General features: G+C 70.2%; 14 protein-coding genes. 2 read left to right on the forward strand and 12 right to left on the reverse strand.

The genetic code is table 11. From position 1 onward, the window contains the following. Positions 1-6 precede the first annotated feature (6 nt). On the forward strand, positions 7-2,121 hold the full coding sequence (locus J2S35_RS01005; protein ID WP_309848829.1) for a 3-hydroxyacyl-CoA dehydrogenase NAD-binding domain-containing protein: 2,115 nt from the start codon (positions 7-9) through the stop codon (positions 2,119-2,121). A gap of 60 nt (positions 2,122-2,181) precedes the next feature. On the opposite strand, the gene J2S35_RS01010 is transcribed toward J2S35_RS01005, so the two are convergent. From J2S35_RS01010 to dut, 11 genes are all read right to left on the reverse strand, one after another. Next, a complete protein-coding gene (locus J2S35_RS01010; protein WP_309848832.1) occupies positions 2,182-2,592 on the reverse strand; it encodes a hypothetical protein in 411 nt (136 codons plus the stop codon). Between the two features lie 93 nt (positions 2,593-2,685). Next, positions 2,686-3,354 carry a hypothetical protein gene (locus J2S35_RS01015; protein WP_309848835.1) on the reverse strand — a complete coding sequence of 223 codons (669 nt, stop codon included), beginning with the start codon at positions 3,352-3,354 and terminating at the stop codon, positions 2,686-2,688. Between the two features lie 106 nt (positions 3,355-3,460). Beyond that, positions 3,461-4,435, reverse strand: a complete 975-nt coding sequence (locus tag J2S35_RS01020; protein ID WP_309848837.1) for an aldo/keto reductase — start codon at positions 4,433-4,435, stop codon at positions 3,461-3,463. Between the two features lie 25 nt (positions 4,436-4,460). Next, positions 4,461-5,036: a hypothetical protein gene (locus J2S35_RS01025; RefSeq protein WP_309848839.1), complete on the reverse strand. Its 576-nt coding sequence runs from the start codon at positions 5,034-5,036 to the stop codon at positions 4,461-4,463. After that, the gene (locus tag J2S35_RS01030) at positions 5,033-5,710 is read right to left on the reverse strand and encodes a DUF402 domain-containing protein (protein ID WP_309848840.1); all 678 of its coding nucleotides are present in this window, start codon (positions 5,708-5,710) and stop codon (positions 5,033-5,035) included. The genes J2S35_RS01025 and J2S35_RS01030 overlap by 4 nt, the downstream gene beginning before the upstream one ends. Continuing rightward, the gene (gene dxs, locus J2S35_RS01035) at positions 5,707-7,698 is read right to left on the reverse strand and encodes a 1-deoxy-D-xylulose-5-phosphate synthase (protein WP_309848843.1); all 1,992 of its coding nucleotides are present in this window, start codon (positions 7,696-7,698) and stop codon (positions 5,707-5,709) included. Before dxs ends, J2S35_RS01030 begins: the two co-directional genes overlap by 4 nt. Positions 7,699-7,940: 242 nt before the next feature. Continuing rightward, entirely contained in the window at positions 7,941-10,748 is a 2,808-nt protein-coding gene (gene acnA, locus J2S35_RS01040; protein ID WP_309848845.1) for an aconitate hydratase AcnA, read from the reverse strand. Positions 10,749-10,895: 147 nt separating this feature from the next. After that, positions 10,896-12,380, reverse strand: a complete 1,485-nt coding sequence (locus tag J2S35_RS01045) for a class I SAM-dependent RNA methyltransferase (RefSeq protein ID WP_309848847.1) — start codon at positions 12,378-12,380, stop codon at positions 10,896-10,898. Further along, positions 12,377-13,072 carry a DUF3159 domain-containing protein gene (locus J2S35_RS01050; RefSeq protein ID WP_309848848.1) on the reverse strand — a complete coding sequence of 232 codons (696 nt, stop codon included), beginning with the start codon at positions 13,070-13,072 and terminating at the stop codon, positions 12,377-12,379. The genes J2S35_RS01045 and J2S35_RS01050 overlap by 4 nt, the downstream gene beginning before the upstream one ends. A gap of 31 nt (positions 13,073-13,103) precedes the next feature. Further along, on the reverse strand, positions 13,104-13,766 hold the full coding sequence (locus J2S35_RS01055) for a DUF3710 domain-containing protein (RefSeq protein ID WP_309848849.1): 663 nt from the start codon (positions 13,764-13,766) through the stop codon (positions 13,104-13,106). Positions 13,767-13,768: 2 nt separating this feature from the next. Beyond that, positions 13,769-14,269, reverse strand: a complete 501-nt coding sequence (gene dut / locus J2S35_RS01060) for a dUTP diphosphatase (protein WP_309848851.1) — start codon at positions 14,267-14,269, stop codon at positions 13,769-13,771. Between the two features lie 55 nt (positions 14,270-14,324). On the opposite strand from dut, the gene J2S35_RS01065 reads away from it, so the two are divergent. Then, on the forward strand, positions 14,325-14,822 hold the full coding sequence (locus J2S35_RS01065; protein WP_309848854.1) for a DUF3093 domain-containing protein: 498 nt from the start codon (positions 14,325-14,327) through the stop codon (positions 14,820-14,822). Positions 14,823-14,824: 2 nt separating this feature from the next. Here J2S35_RS01065 and J2S35_RS01070 read toward each other — a convergent pair whose 3' ends face one another. Beyond that, a complete protein-coding gene (locus J2S35_RS01070) occupies positions 14,825-15,127 on the reverse strand; it encodes a DUF4193 domain-containing protein (RefSeq protein ID WP_309848856.1) in 303 nt (100 codons plus the stop codon). Positions 15,128-15,129 lie beyond the last annotated feature (2 nt).

Here is a 15,129-nt window from a genome sequence, read left to right on the forward strand (position 1 = left end):
AAGACCATGGACTCACGTTTCACCGATCTCGCCGCGGCCTTCCCGGACGAGGTCGTCACCCACTCGCACGTCACCCTCGTGCCGAGCGCGGCGGGGACGCTCGCGCTCATCACCCTCGACAACGACACGGACCCGCGCCGTCCCACGACGCTCGGGCCCAACACGCTCGTCGAGCTGACCGAGGCACTCGAGGCGATCCGCACCCGCGCGGACGCCGGCGAGATCGTCGGCCTGGCCATCACGGGCAAGCCCTACTTCCTCGTGGCCGGCGCCGACCTCTCCGCGGTCAACGACATCGCCTCGGCCGACGACGCGCGTGCCATGGCCCAGCTCGGCCATCACGCCTATCAGCTCATCCACGACATGCCCGTGCCGACGTTCGCGTTCATCAATGGCGTCGCCATGGGCGGCGGCCTCGAGATCGCCCTCGCGTGCGACTACCGGACGGTCTCCACGGGCGCTCAGGGCATCTCGCTGCCGGAGGCGTTCATCGGCCTCATCCCGGGCTGGTCGGGGATCTACATCCTGCCCCGGCTCATCGGCCCGGAGGCGGCGCTTGAGATCGTCATCAAGAACCCGCTGAGCAACAATCGCACGATCAACGGCACGCAGGCCGCCAAGCTCGGCATCGCGGATGCCATCTTCGAGCCTGCAGACTTCCTCGTCGAGTCGGTCCGCTGGGCTGCCTCCGTCATTGAGGGGTCGACGACGGTCTCGCGGCCCAGCGCCGTCGATCCTTCAGACCCGGAGGTGTCCGCGCGCTGGGACGCCGCCATGGCCGAGGGCCGCGCGTTCGTCGAGGCCAAGACGGGCAGCGCCGCACCCGCCCCCATCGCCGTCCTCGACGTCTTCGAGGCGGGCAAGACGATGACCCGGGAGGAGTCGCGCGAGCTCGAGGTCGAGACGCTGACGCGCCTCATGCAGACCCCCGAGTTCCGCTCGACCGTGTACGCCTTCCTGGATCTCGTCCAGAAGCGGGGCAAGCGCCCGGCCGGGGCGCCTGACAAGAAGCTGGCCCGGCCCGTGACGAAGGTGGGAATTATCGGCGCCGGGCTCATGGCGAGCCAGCTCGCCCTCGTCTTCGCCCGCAACCTGAAGGTGCCGGTCGTCATGACGGACATCGACCAGGCTCGCGTGGACAAGGGCGTGGCTTATGTTCACGGCGAGGTGGACAAGCTTCTCGCCAAGAAGCGCGTGTCCCCGGACGCTGCGAACCGGGCCAAGGCCCTCGTGACCGGCACGGTGGACAAGGCCCCGTTCGCGGACGCGGACTTCGTCATCGAGGCCGTCTTCGAGGAGATGAGCGTCAAGAAGCAGGTCTTCGCGGAGATCGAGAACGTCATCTCGGAGGAGTGCATCCTCGCGACGAACACGTCCTCCCTGTCCGTGACCGAGATGGCCTCGGGGCTGAAGCACCCTGAGCGCGTCATCGGCTTCCACTTCTTCAACCCGGTGGCCGTCATGCCGCTGCTGGAGATCGCCCGCACGGAGTCCACGCGGGAGGACGTGCTCGCCACGGCGTTCGTCACGGCCAAGGACTTGAAGAAGACCGCCGTCCTCGTCAAGGACTCGGCGGCGTTCGTCGTCAACCGGATCCTCCTGCGCCTCATGGGCGAGATCGCGCGCGCCTTCGACAACGGCACGGACGCGGCCACCGCCGACCGCGCCCTCGCGCCGCTGGGCCTGCCGATGACGCCCTTCACGCTCCTGAAGATGGTCGGCATCCCCGTGGCTCACCACGTCTCGGAGTCCCTCAACACCGCGTTCGGCGACCGCTTCTGGGTCTCGGCGAACCAGCAGCGGCTCATCGACGCGGGAGTCAAGGGCATCTGGGAGACGGATGAGGACGGCAAGCAGTACATTCCGGAGTCCACGCTCGAGCTTCTCGAGTTCGGCGACTCCCCCGTCACGTCCGACGAGCTCCTGCGCACGGTGCAGGACGCGCTGGCGGAGGAGATTGGCCTCATGCTGGACGAGGGTGTCGTCGCAGGGCCAGAGGATATTGACCTCTGCATGATCCTCGGCGCGGGCTGGCCGTTCCACCTGGGCGGCATCACGCCGTACCTGGACCGGGTCGGCGCCTCGGAGCGCGTCAACGGAAAGCGGTTCGGCGCCGCCTGAGCGTCTCCGAGCTGACACCGCTGGCGGCGGCCGCCCCCATGGGGGCGGCCGCCGTTCGCGTCAGGTCTTCGGGGCTCGGAGGGGCTCGCCCGCGAGGAGCAGGGCCGCCATCGCGACGACGAACGCGACAAGCAGGGACGCGAACGTGCCGACGATGAACCGCTCCGCCGCGGCCGGGGTCTTCTTCAGCTCGCTGAACCGCCCGAGGCCCTTGATCGCGACGACGAGCGCGACGACCTCCGGGTAGCCGGCAATGAGCCCGCCCGTCACGGCCACGCGCTCCAGCATGCCGATCATGAGCCCGCCGCGCAGCACCGCATCCTCAGGGCCCTCTGCTGTGCTCTCCAGGAGGACGACGCGGGGCATCGGCTTGCGGGCCCTGTTCTCGCCGAGCCAGAGAAATCCCGCCGTCACGCCCCAGCCGCCGAGCGTACTGACGGCAAGCGCCGCCAGGACTATCCACCACTGCATTCTCGTTCTCCGTTCCGCTGTTCCCGTGAAGCCTCGAGCCTCCCCGAGGCGCGAGCGGCCGCCGTCGCGCAGCCTCCCGCCTCCCCGCGGCGTCTACCGCGGCTTGCCTCTCGTCTCCGCCGGCCGGGTCCCAGACGTCCGGTCCCCGCCGCCGGTGACACGATCCAGTCTGGCAAGAGCCCTGGACACGCTGAGCGCGCACGCCTGGAGCTCCTCCGCGTGGGCCGCCCGCACAAGTTTGGACAGGGCCTGCGGGGTGCGCCCCAGCGCCTCCGCGGCGGCCTTCTGCGTCCCGTGCTCCCGGAGCGCATCGAGCGCCTCCCACTGCTTCTGGGTGCGGGCCGCCACGAGGACCGCCCACGGCCAGACGAGCGCGCTGACTTCCTCGCCCGCCTCGGTGGGCGTCCTGGAATCGTCCGCGTGGGCGACGACGGCGAGCTGCGCGCCGCTGCCCAGCTTGGCGGCCTCGACGGCCTCCCGGGCCGCCGTGTAGGCGGGCCCACGGGCGGCCCTTGTCGAGTCGGGCAGAGGCTGGTCGACGGGCCCCACGCCGAGGCCCGCCGCGAAGCCTCCGTGGCGCAGCACGAGAGTCAGGGCGTCGACGACGTCCTGCGCGCTGGCAAAGAGCGCCTGGACCTCGTCCCCGGCGGTCCGTTCGAACGGGAGCGTCGTCGTGCATTCCCGGCCCAGAAGGGCGAGGAGGCCCGGTACCGCATCCGAGAGGTGGGTACTGTCCCGCTGGTCAAGAGTGAGAACGAACATGACTCGAGTCCACCACACCTCGACCCAATAATCAACCAATATAGGTTGATTTACGCAGATCAACCTAAAAGAGTTGATTTCTTCGCATCAACCGCCGAGCACGAGGCTAGAACAGCGCCACGGGGTCCGGCGCCGGGAAGATGCCGTCGATCTCGGCGAGGTCGGCCGCACTCGGAACCCAGCCCCCAGCGGCCGCATTCGCGCGCACCTGCTCGGGACGAGTCGCCCCGGCGATCACGCTCGCCACCGGCTGCTGCGCCAAGAGCCACGAGAACGCGAGCTCCACGAGGGTGATGCCCCGCGCTTCCGCGAAGGCCTCCAGGCGGCCCAGGGCCTCGAAGTCGGTCTCCTCCAGCAGATGGGGGCGGTTGTGCGTCAGCCGCGAGCCCTCCGGTGCCCGCCCGGCCGAGTACTTTCCCGTCAGCAGGCCATGAGCCAGCGGGAAGTACGGCAGAACCCCGAGCCCGAAGGCGCGTGCCGCCGGAAGCACCTCAAGCTCCGCGCGGCGGTCAAGGAGGTTGTAGTGGTTCTGGGAGCTGATGAACCGCTCGCGGCCCAGCTCCCGCGCCACATACTCAGCCTGCGCGATCTGCCACCCCGCCTGGTTGGAGTGACCGATGTACCGGACCTTGCCCTGCTCCACGAGGTCGCTCAAGGCTGCCAGCGTCTCATCCACGGGGGTGAGCGGGTCGGGCGTGTGGTACTGGTACAGGTCAATCCAGTCCGTGCCCAGCCGCCGCAGGGAGGCCTCGACGGCCCGCACAATGTACCGGCGCGAACCCCGGGCGCCGAAGTCCGGACCGTTCGCCCCGCCCAGGTCCATCCCGAACTTCGTCGCGACGACGACCTCGTGCCGCCGGCTCCCCAGCGCGGCCCCGAGCATCTCCTCGCTCAGGCCCGGGCGCGAGCCGTAGACATCGGCCACGTCGAAGAGAGTGATGCCTGCATCCAGGGCCGCGTGGATGACGGCGTCCGTCCCCTCCTGAGTCTCCGTCGCGGTCTTGGGGCGGCCAAGGTTGTTGCATCCGAGACCGATCGCCGAGACGGCCAGACCGGAGCGTCCAAGTCGGTTGTATTCCACGGTGACTCCTGAGATCAGTGTGGCCCTAGCGCCCGAGGCGGGAGAAGGCGGGCCCGGTGGCGGGGTGCTTGCGCGTGAAGTTCTCCGTGCCCGCAGGCGCGGTGGCGAGGGTGAGCTTCGTCGGGTCGTACGGCCGCAGGGCCACGAGGGCGCCCTTGACGGCCCGCTTCGCGTCCGGGACCCGCACCACGTGGTTCAGGCGGTAGTCGCCCCGCTCGGTGTCGACGATCTCCCCGAGTCCACGCCACGCGAAGTAGCGGGTGAGCTCCTGCGCGGTCTTCGTCGCGAAGTAGTCGTCCCGGTCCGTGCCCTCGCGCGTCTTGAGGCGGTACTGGACAATCATGAGGTCCTGCTCCTCGAGCGGGATCTGGATGAAGCCGTCCTCGGCGCACTGGTCGAGGAACGCCGCCAGCAGCGACTTCGCGCGCTCGAGCGTCACGTCCTGCACAGCGTCGGTCGTCGACTGGTGCCCCACTGCCCCGCGGTTGACGACGAACTGGGCGGGCGCGGCGTCGTCCGACTCGTCGTCCGCCGCGATCCACGCCTCCCGGAAAAGGGGCTCGGGCGTGGCGTCGAGCTTGTACAGGCGTGCGATCGTCATGGGGTCTCCTTGGTGTGGCCCGCGGCCCACCAGTGGGCCACGGTCTCTGAGGGGTCATCGAAGGGCGGGGTGTCCTCCCGCATGGCCCGGGCGACGACGGCGGCCGCCTCGGTCATCGCCGCCGCGACGGCTGGCGGGTAGCGGAAGAGCTCGCGGTGCTCCTCGAACTCGTCCTCGTCGTCGACGAACACGCCTCGGCTGCGGGAGTCGACGACGTCGAGGTCCATGTCGAAGCTGTTGACCTCGAAGGACTGTTTCCCCGCGTACGGGATCGTGTCGTCCTCGTTCGACGACGCCGCGCGCACCGCGTCAGCGCGGATCGCTGCCGACACGTCGACATACGTGAACCAGTCCACCCCGTCTTTGGGCCCGCGCGGGTGGAAGGACGCCAGCCACAGGCCCTGCCTCGGGATGAGCAGCAGCGTGGACCAGCGGGCGAAGAAGCTGTACCCGGGGCGGCTCACGAAGGAGCCGGCTGGCTGCATGACCCAGTGGCCGTGGGCGTCGGAGCCGAGGTACGTCCCCGGCACCGCGTAGTGCGCCTGGCCGTCGTACTTCCAGGCGCGGCACACCACGAGGTCTCCGGGCTCCGCGGCGTCGAGGGCCGCGACGTCTGTGGAGAGCGTCCAGTCCTCGTCCCGGCTCCCGGACGGGCCGTGCTGGGCGAGGATCACAGGACCGGCAGGCTTCCCGTGTTGTCCCAGAGGTCCGCGCCCTGGCCGGCGCCGCGCGCGAACGGGACCTTCGTTCCCAGGACCTGGGCCACGATGTCCGCAGTGATCCGGCGGGGCGTCAGGCCCACGCGCTCCAGGACCTGGGCGCGCGAGCCGTGGGCGAGGAACTCGGCGGGCAGCCCGACCTCAGACAGCGCCGTGTCGACGCCCGCCGCGCGCATCTCCTGGCGGATCCGGGAGCCGACTCCCCCGGCCCGCACGCCGTCCTCTATGGAGACGACGATCCGGTGCTCCGCCGCGAGGTCGATGACGCTCTGCGGCACGGGGAGGACCCAGCGCGGGTCGATGACCGTGGCCGTGATTCCGTGGGCGTTGAGGCGGTCCGCCACGTCGAGGGCCATTTCGCTCATGGCGCCGACGCTCACGATGAGGACGTCGCGACGGGCCCCGGCGTCGTCGGACTCCTCACCCCGGCGGGCCAGAACGTCCACGCCGTCCGCGAGGCGCTCGAGCGCCTCCACCGGCTCGGCGACCTCTCCCTTGGAGAAGCGAACGACGCTCGGCGCGTCAGAGATGGCGACCGCCTCGCGGAGGGCTTCGCGGAGCGTGACCGCGTCCCGAGGCGCGGCAAGGTGAAGGCCGGGAACCACCTGGAGCATGGCGAGGTCCCACATGCCGTGGTGGCTCGGGCCGTCCGGGCCCGTCACGCCAGCGCGGTCGAGGACCACGGTCACGCCGGCCTTGTGGAGGGCCACGTCCATGAGGAGCTGGTCGAAGGCGCGGTTGAGGAACGTCGCATAGACGGCGACGACGGGGTGCAGGCCCGCAAACGCCATGCCGGCCGCGCTCGTGACCGCGTGCTGCTCCGCGATGCCGACGTCGAAGACGCGCTCTGGGTGGCGCTCCGCCATGAGGTGCAGGCCCACGGGAATGAGCATGGCCCCCGTGATGCCCACGATGTCCTCGCGCTCGTCCGCGATGTCCGCGATCTCCTCGGCGAACACGGACGTCCAGGACTGGGCGCTCGCCTGGTGCACGGGCGCACCGGTTTCGGGGTCGATCACGCCCACCGCGTGGAACTGGTCCGCGTCGTTGGCGCGCGCGGGTGCGTAGCCGCGGCCCTTCTCAGTCATCGCGTGCACGATGACGGGGCCCCGGTAGTCGTGCGCCTGGCGGAACGCGCGCTCAAGGTCCGGGATGCTGTGCCCGTCGATGGGGCCCACGTACTTCATGCCGAGGTCCTCGAAGAGTCCCTGGGGCGCCCAGAAGTCCTTGACGCCCTTCTTCGCAGCGTGGAGCCCCTTGAAGACCGCCTTGCCCGCCGTGCCGGAGCTCTGGAGGCGCTCCTTGAAGTATCCGAGCGTCTCCTCGTACTGGTTGGCCGTGCGCACGGAGTCGATGGCGGGCCGGAAGGAGGCGAGGTACTTGGCGACGCCGCCGATGGTCGGGGCGTAAGAGCGCCCGTTGTCGTTGACGATGATGACCACGCGCCGGTCCTTGTCCTGCGCGATGTTGTTGATGGCCTCCCAGGCCATGCCGCCCGTCAGCGCGCCGTCCCCCACGACGGCGACGACGCAGCGGTCAGTCTTTCCCGTCAGGACGTTGGCGCGCGAGATGCCGTCCGCCCAGGACAGGGAGCTCGACGCATGGGAGGACTCGACGATGTCGTGGACCGACTCGGCGCGCTCCGGGTACCCCGAGAGTCCGCCCTCCTGCCGCAGCGTGGAGAAGTCCTTCCGGCCCGTCAGGAGCTTGTGCACGTACGACTGGTGGCCCGTGTCGAAGACGACGGAGTCCCGCGGCGAGTCGAAGACCGTGTGGAGGGCGATCGTCAGCTCGACCACGCCGAGATTGGGGCCCAGGTGGCCCCCGGTCTGCGCGACGTTGCTGATGAGGAACGCCCGGATCTCCTCCGCGAGGCTGATGCGCTCCGCCTGCGTGAGCTTCCGCAGGTCCGAGGGCTCTTCTACGGCGTCCAGGATCGACATTCCTCTTCACAACCTCCTCGTCCCCGCACGGTGCGAGGCGCTCGTTTCAGTCTAGACCGTGGACTCGTCACTTCCTGGGCGCCTCACCCCATCAATGGCGACGACGGGGCCGCGGCGGCAATCCCCCGCGTCCCCGTCGTCGCCCTCTCCCCTGTGAAGCCCGAGGCCCCCAGGCGCCCTTGGATACGGAACGGCCCGCCGCCCCGGAGAAACCGGGAGGGCGGGCCGCACGCGCGCTCAGGCTACTTGGCCGCGAGGCTCCTCAGCACGTACTGGAGGATGCCGCCGTTGCGGTAGTAGTCGGCCTCGCCGGGCGTGTCGATGCGCAGGATGGCATCGAACTCGACGGTGGAGCCGTTGTCCTTCGTCGCCGTGACCTTGACGGTCTTCGGGGTCGTGCCCTCGTTGAGCTCGGTCACGCCGGCAATGGAGAACGTCTCCGTGCCGTCGAGGCCCAGCGTCGCCGCGGACTCGCCCTGCGGGTACTGCAGGGGCAGGACGCCCATGCCGATGAGGTTCGAGCGGTGGATGCGCTCGTAGGACTCGGCGATGACGGCGCGAACGCCGAGAAGCGCCGTGCCCTTGGCGGCCCAGTCACGCGAGGAGCCGGAGCCGTACTCCTTGCCCGCGAGGACCACGAGCGGCGTTCCGGCCTTCTCGTAGTTGACGGACGCGTCGTAGATCGTGGACTGCGGTCCGCCCTCCTGCGTGAAGTCGCGGGTGAAGCCGCCCTCGACGCCGTCGAGGAGCTGGTTGCGCAGGCGGATGTTCGCGAACGTGCCACGGATCATGACCTCGTGGTTGCCGCGGCGCGAGCCGTAGGAGTTGAAGTCCTTGCGGTCGACGCCGTTGGCGATGAGGTACTGGCCCGCCGGGGAGTCCGACTTGAACGAGCCGGCCGGGGAGATGTGGTCCGTCGTGACCGAGTCGCCGAGGAGAGCGAGGACGCGGGCGCCCTCGATGTCCTTGACGGGCTCGGGCTGAGCCGTCATGCCCTCGAAGTACGGGGGCTTGCGGACGTACGTCGACTCGGAGTCCCACGCGAAGGTGTCGCCCTCGGGGGTCGGGAGCGACTTCCAGCGCTCGTCGCCCTCGAAGACGGTGGAGTAGGAGTCGTCGAACATCTTCGTGTCGATCGAGGAGTCGATGATCCGCTGGACCTCGGCCGGGTCCGGCCAGATGTCCTTGAGGAAGACCTCGTTGCCCTCGGCGTCCGTGCCGAGCGCGTCCTTCTCGAAGTCGAAGTCCATCGTGCCGGCCAGCGCGTAGGCGATGACGAGCGGCGGGGACGCGAGGTAGTTCATCTTCACGTCCGGGTTGATGCGGCCCTCGAAGTTGCGGTTGCCGGAGAGCACCGCGGTGACGGAGAGGTCGTTGTCCTGGATCGCCTGCGAGATCTCGGGCTCGAGCGGGCCCGAGTTGCCGATGCACGTGGCGCAGCCGTAGCCCACGACGTAGAAGCCGATCTTCTCGAGGTACTCGATGAGGCCGGACTTCTCGTAGTAGTCGGTGACCACCTTGGAGCCGGGGGCGATGGAGGTCTTGACCCACGGCTTCGAGGCGAGGCCCTTCTCGACGGCGTTGCGCGCGAGCACGGCGGCCGCGAGCATGACCGACGGGTTGGACGTGTTCGTGCACGAGGTGATCGAGGCGATGGAGACGGCACCGTGGTCGAGGTCGAACTCGCGGCCGTCCTCCATGGTCACCTCGACGGGCTTGGACTCGCGGCCCTCGGCACCGGCGGCGGCGGAGACGCGCTTGATCGGCTCCTGGCCCTCGGGCTGCTCGTCGCCGATGTTCGTCTCGGGGGCGTCGGACGCCGGGAAGGACCCGGCTTCCTCGGCGGTGACGGGGGCGTCCACGTAGTTGTGGAGGTCCTTGCGGAACTGCGCCTTGGAGTCGGAGAGCTCGATGCGGTCCTGCGGGCGCTTCGGGCCGGCGATGGACGGCACCACCGTGGAGAGGTCCAGCTCGAGGTACTCGGAGAAGACGGGCTCCTTCGAGGGGTCGTGCCAGAGGCCCTGCTCCTTGGTGTACGCCTCGACGAGGGCGACCTGCTCCTCGGAGCGGCCCGTCAGGCGCAGGTAGTCGAGCGTGATGTCGTCGATCGGGAAGATCGCGGCGGTGGAGCCGAACTCGGGGCTCATGTTGCCGATGGTGGCGCGGTTCGCGAGCGGAACCTTGCCGACGCCCTCGCCGTAGAACTCCACGAACTTGCCGACGACGCCGTGCTTGCGCAGCATCTCGGTGATCGTCAGGACGACGTCCGTGGCGGTGGCCCCAGCGGGGATCTCGCCCGTGAGCTTGAAGCCCACGACGCGCGGGATGAGCATCGAGACGGGCTGGCCGAGCATCGCGGCCTCGGCCTCAATGCCGCCAACGCCCCAGCCGAGCACGCCGAGGCCGTTGACCATGGTCGTGTGGGAGTCGGTGCCGACGCAGGTGTCCGGGTACGCGCGGAGGACGCCGTCCACCTCGCGAGTCATGATCGTGCGAGCGAGGCGCTCGATGTTGACCTGGTGGACGATGCCCATGCCCGGGGGGACGACCTTGAAGTCGTCGAACGCAGTCTGTCCCCAGCGGAGGAACTGGTAGCGCTCCCCGTTGCGCTGGTACTCGATCTCCATGTTGCGCTCGATGGCGTTCGGGTTGCCGAAGGAGTCGATCTGGACCGAGTGGTCGATGACGAGCTCTGCGGGCGCAAGCGGGTTGACGCGCTTGGGGTCGCCGCCGAGGTCCTTGACGGCCTCACGCATCGTGGCGAGGTCGACGACACAGGGAACGCCGGTGAAGTCCTGCATGATCACGCGCGCCGGCGTGAACTGGATCTCCGTGTTGGGCTCCGCCTCGGGATCCCAGGCGGCGAGGGCCTTGACGTGCTCCGCCGTGATGTTGGCACCGTCCTCGGTGCGCAGGAGGTTCTCAAGAAGAACCTTGAGGCTGTACGGGAGCTTCTCCGCACCTTCGACTGCTGCCAGTCGGAAAATCTCATACTCGGAGTCGGCCACCTTCAGGGTGCCCTTGGCTCCGAAACTGTCCACGGTAGTCATTTGCGTAGACTCCTCTCGCCAAACGTCGTCTGTGTCCCGCACCCGCCGGCTGCGGCCCAGGAAGCCTGGGAGCCCACCGGCGCCCGCCAAGAGATCTCTCCTCGGCGAGACGCGCAGGCCTGCTTCAAGCAGGCCGTCTCCTTCATCCTAGCGCTCGCGCGGCCTCTCGAAGCGAGCCAGGGTTTCGACGTGGTGCGTGTCTGGGTAGATATCCCACAGGCCCCGACGCGTCATACGGTATCCGTGCTCCGCGAGCAGGCGAGCGTCGCGCGCGAACGAGCCCGCGTCGCACGAGACGTAGACAAGGCGCTCCGCCCCTGTCCGCGCGATCGCGTCAATCGCCTCCGCTCCCGCTCCTGAGCGGGAGGGATCGAGGACGGCCGCGTCGAGCCTCACCCCGTCCAGGGCGCGTTCGACGACGCTCTGGCGCACGTCGACGCACGCCTCGTCCGCGAACGTGGCCGCGGCGTCGGCGCTCGTTCCGGGCGAGGCCTCCACCGAGAGGAGCGTGGCCGGGTCTCCCCCGGCGGCCCGCGCGGCGTCGAGGAGCGATCCCGTAAAGAGGCCCGCTCCCGCGTAGAGGTCGGCCAGGCGCTCCCCCGGGCGGGGGGCGAGGAGGTCAACCGCGGCCTGGGCGAGGACGGCATCCGCCCCCTCGTGGATCTGCCAGAACCCGTCCCCGGTGACGCGGTAGCGTCGGGCGGCGCCCGCCTCCAGGCGGACCTCCTGCCAGAGGACGGGCTCCCCGATGAGGGGCACGAGGCGCGAGCGCGTGGGCCACCACGCCGCCACGGCCACGTCGTCGCCCGCGCGAGCCGAGCGCGAGGACCGGGCGCACTCGGCGACGGCCTCCGCGATCTCCCGCAGCCGCGAGTCGGAGACTGGCCGCGGAGCGCGAGGCGCCTGACCCCGGCCCCGGCCGCCGCGCGGGCCCCGAACCGCACGCCGCGCCGCCTCCGGGACGAGGAGGACGAGGACGCGCGAGCCGTCAGTCGCGAGCTCCACTCGCTCCAACGGGGAGAAGTTCAGGGCGAAGAGGGCTGGGATGCGCAGGAGGTCGACGGCGAGGGGCATGTCCTCGACGCCCACAACGTCCCGGGAGCCCTTGGGGTGCATTCCGAGGCGGCCGTCGCGACCCACCGCGAAGGCGACGCGCGTGCGCCCGCCCTCCGAGCCGCTCGGGACGGGGACGGCCTCGGCGGTGTCAGGAAGGAGGCCGGCCTCGCGGAGGTCGTCCTCCTCGAACCGGCCGATGCGCACCAGAGCCTCGTTGGCCGCCACCGCCTTGACGCGCCGCTGCTCGGCGGGCTCGACATGGCCGAGCTCAGCCCCGCCGACGCGCCCCGAGGACGGGTCCGCGGCGGGCCAGGGGTGGGCGCGGCGGTCAGGGCTCGGCTCCAGGACGCGCTCGCACACGGCCTTGAGGAAGGACTCCCCCGCCTTGGCCCGCGTGATCCGGGCCACGACGAGCTCCCCCTCGACGGCGCCCTCCACGAAGACGACGGCCCCGCTCGCGCCGAGGCGGGCCACGTTCGCGCCCCCGTTGGCCGGGCGGCCGACCCGCACCTCCACGGCGTCACCGACCCGCGGCAGGGCGTCGTCGGCCGCGTCCCGATGAGGAGAGAGACTCACGCGCGGTCACCGCTCGGGGCGGCCCCGGAGGCGCCGGAAGGGACATCCACGCCGTCCGCGGCCCGCGGGCGCGAGAGCATCCACGCGAGCCAGAGGGCCATGGCGAACGCGGGAACGCCGAGAATCGCATTGACGATCCCAAGCTCCGTGACGCGGTGCGTCACGTAGAGCGGCACCTTCACCGCCAGGCGGACGGCGAAGAGAGCCACCAGGGGGATGGAACCGATCGTGTACGCGCGAACGCGCTCCCGGCTGGACCGCCACTCAAGCCCCTCACCACGCAGGAAGCCGAAGAAGAGGCCGGCAGCGGGCCAGCGCACCGCCATGGACACGAGAACACCCAGGCCGTAGACCGCGTTGATGATGAGACCGGGGAGGAAGAACCCCTCTGCGGCCCCGCTCCGCGACGCCGCCAGTGCGCAGATGGCAATGCCGACCAGGCCAGAGAGCGCCTGGACCAGCGTCTGCCGCTGGAGGAGGCGGGCCGCGGCGAACGCGGCGCCGACGGCCAGAGCCGCGACCGCCGACACCGTGAGGTTCTTCGTGACCGTGAAGACGAGAGTGAACACGAGTCCCGGCAGGACGGACTCGGCGATGCCCCGGACCCCGCCGATGCTCTCAAGCGGCGAGAGGCGCCCGTTCTCGCCCCTGGCGGCCATGGCCCGGGCCAGGCGCGACGCGTCGCTGGCCACCGGGCTGTCTGGACGATCCCCGCTCACGCCGTCAGACCGTCTGGGCGCCCTCGGGCACCCTCAGGGTCAGCAATTCCTTCGGGGGCATCGCCGCGTCACCACGGACCACAATGATGCTGCGGAAGACGTCCACGAGAGGCGCCGCCTCGCGCTCGTCCGTGGCCGCAGGGCCGCCCAGGACACCGCGGACGAACCACCGCGGACCGTCCACGCCCAGGAAGCGCGCCGAGCGGTACCCCAGCGAGCCGTCCTGCGACGTCACCGGAAGCTTGACGAACAGCTCCACCCCGAAGTCGCCCTCGATGACCTCGGACGAGCCGCCCTGGCCCGCGACCGACTCCTGGATCTGGCCCCGGATCTCGTCCCACAGACCAGACGACTTGGGCGCGGCGAACGCCTGAATCTGCAGACTCGAGGCGCCGATGTCGATCGTCGCGGCGACAATCGTGTCTGCCGCCTGGTCCACGTCGAGGCGCACATGCGAGCCCTCCGGCGCGAGCACCTGGAACCCGCCGAAGTCGAGGTACCCCTCGGAGGCGGTCTTCTCTGCGGCGTCGAACGGGCCGCCGGAGCGGTCCCACTCGGGGCTAGCCTGCTCCGTGGGGGCCGACGTCGGGCCCGACGTGGGGGCGGCGTCAACGGTGGCGCCAGCCTCCGTCGTCGTCTTCTTCTTGCGTTGGCCGAAAAGCGCCATGCCTAACCTTCCTGGCCCGAAGCGGAACCGTGCGAGAACCCGCCCGTCGAGCCGAAGCCCGCGGCGCCGCGCGCGGAGGCGTCCAGGGACTCCACCGCGACAAACGCGGCACGCGAGACGGGCTGAATGAGCAGCTGAGCGATCCGGTCCCCGCGATGGATCTCAATGGGGGTGTCCGGATCGAGATTGATGAGGTTGACCTTGATCTCGCCGCGATACCCAGCGTCCACGGTGCCAGGCGCGTTGACGATCGACAGGCCCGCGCGGTGGGCGAGGCCCGACCGGGGATGGACGAGGCCCACGTAGCCGTCCGGGATGGCCACGCTCACGCCGGTCCCCACCAGGGCCCGGCGGCCCGGCTCGAGGACCACGTCCTCGGCACTGGCCAGATCCGCGCCCGCGTCCCCGGGGTGCGCGTAGGCGGGCAGGCTCGCTCCTGGCGCGAGGGCGACCTCGACGCGCGGATGAGCGGCGGACTCAGGGGCAACTCGTTGTTCAACCACGGCACCAGCCTATCCCGGGCCCCACGTCTGGCCGTGAGGAGGCAAAATGGTGTGCATGACGACTCCTTCGCGCCCCCGTGTCCTGTTCGCCGAGAAGCTCCGGCCGTCCTGGTGGATCTGGACGTTCTGCGCCGTCTTCGCGTCCGCCTGGATCCTCGTGTTCCAGCCAGTGAGCCTGGGCCTGGGCGTCGTGGTGGGCGCGGCGATCTTCGCGGCCCTTGGCATCATTCTGATCGTCACGACGCCCGAGGTCGTTGTGACCGAGAGCCGTGTCCGAGCCGGCAGGGCCAGCATTGAGCCCCGGCACCTCGCCCGGCCCGAGGCGCTCGGCCCGGAGGCCGCGACCAAGGCGCGCGGCACCGAGTTCAACGCCCTGTCCTACCAGTGCCTGCGCGGGTGGATCCAGCCGCTCGTGCGCGTGCAGGTCGTCGACCCGCAGGACCCGACCCCGTCCTGGCTCATCTCGAGCCGGCGGCCAAACGAACTCGCCGCCGCCCTTGAACAGGCGGCGGCGGCAGACTCGGAGGCTGCGGGCGGTCCCGCAGGTCGCTGACCCTATGCGGCTTCGCAGTCCTTGCAGGTCTGCGTGCCGTCCTGGCTCACCACGAGCTGCGAGCGGTGGCGGACGAGGAAGCACGTGTTGCACGTGAACTCGTCGTTCTGCGGGGGCAGAACGCGGACCATGAGCTCCTCGCCGGAGAGGTCGGCCCCCGGGAGTTCGAATCCCTCGGCCGCCTCGGCCTCGTCCTCGTCAACGATCGAAGACTGCCCCTCCGACCGACGAGCCTTCAGCTCCTCGATCGAGTCCTCGCTCATGTCGTCGTCGTTCTTGCGCGGGGCGTCGTAGTCAGTTGCCATAC

The organism is Falsarthrobacter nasiphocae, assembly GCF_031456275.1.
GTDB lineage: Bacteria > Actinomycetota > Actinomycetes > Actinomycetales > Micrococcaceae > Falsarthrobacter > Falsarthrobacter nasiphocae.

Coding starts and splice junctions, on each gene's coding strand:
- J2S35_RS01015 (WP_309848835.1), bottom strand. CDS start 3,354: ATGTTCGTTCTCACTCTTGACCAGCGGGACAGTACCCACCTCTCGGAT.
- J2S35_RS01025 (WP_309848839.1), bottom strand. CDS start 5,036: ATGACGATCGCACGCCTGTACAAGCTCGACGCCACGCCCGAGCCCCTT.
- J2S35_RS01010 (WP_309848832.1), bottom strand. CDS start 2,592: ATGCAGTGGTGGATAGTCCTGGCGGCGCTTGCCGTCAGTACGCTCGGC.
- J2S35_RS01070 (WP_309848856.1), bottom strand. CDS start 15,127: ATGGCAACTGACTACGACGCCCCGCGCAAGAACGACGACGACATGAGC.
- acnA (WP_309848845.1), bottom strand. CDS start 10,748: ATGACTACCGTGGACAGTTTCGGAGCCAAGGGCACCCTGAAGGTGGCC.
- J2S35_RS01055 (WP_309848849.1), bottom strand. CDS start 13,766: ATGGCGCTTTTCGGCCAACGCAAGAAGAAGACGACGACGGAGGCTGGC.
- dxs (WP_309848843.1), bottom strand. CDS start 7,698: ATGTCGATCCTGGACGCCGTAGAAGAGCCCTCGGACCTGCGGAAGCTC.
- J2S35_RS01065 (WP_309848854.1), top strand. CDS start 14,325: ATGACGACTCCTTCGCGCCCCCGTGTCCTGTTCGCCGAGAAGCTCCGG.
- J2S35_RS01005 (WP_309848829.1), top strand. CDS start 7: ATGGACTCACGTTTCACCGATCTCGCCGCGGCCTTCCCGGACGAGGTC.